The following is a 3,754-nucleotide window of genomic DNA, read 5'->3' as shown; positions in this document are numbered from 1 at the left end:
TGGGTCGGGGGGCCGTGATCGCGCAAATCGGTGAGGGGGTTCTGTTGCCCGGCCCGCCAAATCATTGGTGGGTCGGGGGGCCGTGATCGCGCAAATCGGTGAGGGGGTTCTGTTGCCCGGCCCCCCTCGGGCCGCTGGAGTCCACTTCTGTTGCCCGGCGTGGCCCGTGCCGCGCTTTCGGCCAGTGTAATGTCAGTCGGTGAAGACCTCAATTACGCTGCGATTGCGAATGCCTCGTTGTCGTTGGCATTTATGGGGTTTTGAACGGTTTAACGGCTCATTCAGGCCGGGAAAAAATACCGTCTTTGAACACACGTCGATCCTGGTTCGGCCCCAAACATCACCCCGACAACAGGCTGAACAATGGTGGAGCCGCCGGGTACTGCCCCCGGGTCCGCTGCGTCTATTTCACGACATCATTTATCGCCATAGCCGGCACGCCGGCACAGGTTATGTAGGCGTTGCCGCGGGAAATCTCAATCCCAGTTGTCGGGTGGCTACAAGCTGCTGGGGACGCCCCAGAAATCTAGGCGGCACCCGCCGCCACAACAGCCTGATATCGCGCCAAAACTGCGCCATTGATCACGTCCCAATCATAGGCCTGGGCTGCTGCCAGTCCGGCTTTGCCATGCGCGGCGCGTCGGCCTGCATCACTGCAATAACCGCCCAGGGCGTCCGCATAGCCTGCAACATCGCCCGGCGTGACCAGCGCGCCGGTGGCACCATCGGAAACCAACGATTCGTTGCCGCCAGCGCGTGCCGCCACCACCGGAATACCGCTCGCCATGGCCTCCAGATTGATATTGCCAAAGGTTTCAGTTGTGGATGGATTGAGCAGCATATCAAAACTGGCATAGGCGCGGGCCAGATTGGTGCCATCCAGAAAGCCGGTGAAAATCGCATCCGGCACCAGCGCTTGAAAATGGGCGCGGGCCGGGCCATCGCCAACCACCAGCAGGCGGTGGCGCACGCCGCGCCGCTTGAGTTCCGCAGCCGCGGCCGCCACCATGTCGAGGCCTTTTTCCAGCACCAGCCGGCCAACAAACCCGATCACCGGTTCATCATCGGCAATCCGCAAGCTCCAGCGCCATTCCGGGCTGCGCCGGACGGGATTGAAGCGCAACTTGTCAACACCGCGGCTCCACACCGCCGGCTGCCCGCTGATGATGCCCGCCGCACGCATCGTTTCACCAAAGCCAGCCGAGGTGACGAAAACCTCGTCGAGGCCGGCATAGAAACGGCGCAGCAGCACCTCGATGGCCGGCCGCACAAAGCCGAGACCATAATATTCGAAATATGTTTCAAACCTCGTGTGAATCGACGCCACCACTGGCACACCCAGGCGGCGTGCCAGCTTCTTGGTAGCATGCGCTGCCGGATCGGGGGCAGACAGATGGATGATATCCGGCGCAAACGCCTGAATATCCTGCTTCAGCCTATCAGGCAGGCCAAGGGCAACCCGATATTCCCCGCGCCCCGGAATCGCAAAACTGGGCAACGACACCAAGGTGCCAGCCGGTTCAAAGGCCGGCGTGTCACTGGTGGGCGAATACACACGCACAGTGCAGCCCTGCGCCTCCAGAAAGGCCACCAGCCGGTTCAGAGCCTGGTTGGCGCCGTCACGCACATAATTGTAGTTGCCGGAAAACAACGCCACCCGCAGCGGGCGGGCAGGGCTGTGTTTCGAAGCAGGCGCCGGGTCGGCTGGGACAGGCAGTTTGAAGGCGGTGGCCACGCGGATTATCCAATGCTGTTATGGACAATTTGCACAGCTTTGTGGCCAATCGGCGGCAATTCGTGGCCGTTTGATGATCTTTGGTGGCCGAATGAAAAACCCCGCCGGCATTGCCTGCCGGCGGGTTTGAACATGGGTTGGATAGACGATCAGCCGGCGACGAGCGCGCCCCGGCGGCGGCGCATGGCGGCCCCGACGAGGCCAAAACCGGCGATCAGCATCACCCAGCTCGCCGGCTCAGGCACCGCTCCCGGGCCCGTATCAATGGTAAATGGTGTCTGCGAGAGGTTGACTGTTCCAGCGTTGACGAAGGTGAGGCCCGTCACAAAAGCCGTGGGATCACCTGGATCAAGCAGCGCCGACATATCGATGCCACGCACGCCGAACCGCGACACGCCGCCCGGCGCAAAATTGAAGACAGTCTGTGGCGCGACCGAGCCAAGTGGAACATCATACAAATTAGTCATGCTGTTGAATCCGAATAATTGGAAACCACCAGCTTCAACGGGAACTGAAGGAAACAATGCAGAGGCTATGTTCGGTCCAGAATTAACAACGTAGTCATATCCAACCGAAATGATTGGATCAATAAAAACCGTCTGATTGAGCACGACATTGAAATCGAATACGAAGCTACCATCGTTTACGATCGTTGGGAGCAATGGTGTTTCAGGCGTGGTACCAGTCGTTATTGAGCCATTTCGTATCAGCAATTGCCAGATGCCCGGTGTGTCGCTGCTGACGTTCGAAGTGTTTTGAAGATTGAGCACATCCGCGGTGCGCGATCCCGGCAGCGTGAAAGAATTGGTAAAATCACCAGCGTCATACCCCGCTTGCGCTGGAGTACCGCCAAGCCCACCTGTGCCGCCGGAAGCACCCCCCGTTGTCCATTCGAGCCGGTTGTAGCGAAATTCGATATCAAAATTGCCCGACCCTGTTTCCGGCCGATTCGAAAGCACCATCTGGAAATTGTTTGTTTTGCTGTTGTCATTTGAGAAAAATCCAACGTCGTTCCACGTCACCACCACGGTATTGCTGTTGGGCGACCCAATGTAGACAGCGCCGCCGCCCGGCTGATTTCTCGTATCAACATCCCCCCAATAGGGTGCAATAATCGGCAGGCTCGAGGCTGGAAATGGAGTTGGCGTAAAGGAGCCAAGTGGTGAGCCGAAACTCACGTTGCCGTTGTTGTTAACGAAAAAACTATTATAGTTAGTGCCAAAAAAATTCAGCCCGAATGGCAAATTCAACTCGTTGGATGAGGCATCATCATTTGGAAACTGCGTAAGCTCACCAAAGCCAGCAGGACCGCCAAGGCCATCGATAAGCGGCGCACTGGCTGCAGCGGGAGAACCCAATGTCGCACCAGCGAGAACGGCGAGTGCGATTACCGATGAAAAACAAGAACGAAGCATGGGACCTTCTCCTTCAAAAAAGACCAACTTTAACTCACTGTTTTACATAGGACCTTGGTCACTAATCCAATCCTAATAATTGATGTTAACCTTAATTGATTCTTGAAACAAGCGCCCAACAAAAAAGGCGCGCCAGAAGTCTGGCGCGCCTTTTCAGACAACCAAGTGTAGCGTCAGGCTTCGGTCTGTTCCAATGCCTTGGCGCTGGCCTGCTGCACCGAACGCAGCACCGCGTCGCGGCTTGCGGCGGCAACCCGCAGGCGGTTCATGCCCGCACCCGTGCCGGCCGGGATTAAGCGGCCCACGATCACGTTTTCCTTCAACCCGGTCAGCGTGTCGATCTTGCCCTGCACAGCGGCTTCAGTGAGCACGCGCGTGGTTTCCTGGAACGATGCCGCCGACACAAACGACTTGGTTTGCAGCGACGCCTTAGTGATGCCCAGCAGAACCGGTTTCCCGGCCGCAAAACGCCCACCTTCGGGCAGCTTGCTGTTTTCGCTGTCCATCTCTTCGCGGTCGCATTGTTCGCCCACCAGCAAGGTGGTGTCACCGCTGTCGGTGATTTCCACCTTCTGCAGCATCTGGCGCACGATCACTTCGATGT

General features: G+C 58.1%; 1 protein-coding gene, 1 other RNA gene and 3 pseudogenes. All 5 read right to left on the bottom strand.

Features of this window, described 5'->3' with window-relative positions; all coding sequences use genetic code 11:
• Nucleotides 1-136: 136 nt before the first annotated feature.
• Nucleotides 137-484: a transfer-messenger RNA gene (gene ssrA, locus ABWP50_RS00340) on the bottom strand.
• 42 nt (nucleotides 485-526) lie between these two features.
• Nucleotides 527-1,663 carry a glycosyltransferase family 4 protein gene (locus tag ABWP50_RS00335; RefSeq protein WP_502950942.1) on the bottom strand — a complete coding sequence of 379 codons (1,137 nt, stop codon included), beginning with the start codon at nucleotides 1,661-1,663 and terminating at the stop codon, nucleotides 527-529.
• Nucleotides 1,664-1,884: 221 nt separating this feature from the next.
• Nucleotides 1,885-1,986 (bottom strand): annotated as a pseudogene (locus ABWP50_RS13590) (PEPxxWA-CTERM sorting domain-containing protein); the annotation flags it as partial.
• Between the two features lie 474 nt (nucleotides 1,987-2,460).
• Nucleotides 2,461-3,150: pseudogene (locus ABWP50_RS13585) on the bottom strand (nidogen-like domain-containing protein); the annotation flags it as partial.
• A gap of 173 nt (nucleotides 3,151-3,323) precedes the next feature.
• Nucleotides 3,324-3,754: pseudogene (locus ABWP50_RS00325) on the bottom strand (DNA-directed RNA polymerase subunit beta'); the annotation flags it as partial.

Origin of the sequence: Sandarakinorhabdus sp. (genome assembly GCF_040398645.1) — a bacterium.
In the GTDB taxonomy this organism is placed as follows: domain Bacteria; phylum Pseudomonadota; class Alphaproteobacteria; order Sphingomonadales; family Sphingomonadaceae; genus Sandarakinorhabdus.
Note: the sequence above shows the minus strand (reverse complement) of the source record. Positions and strands in the feature narration are given on the sequence as shown.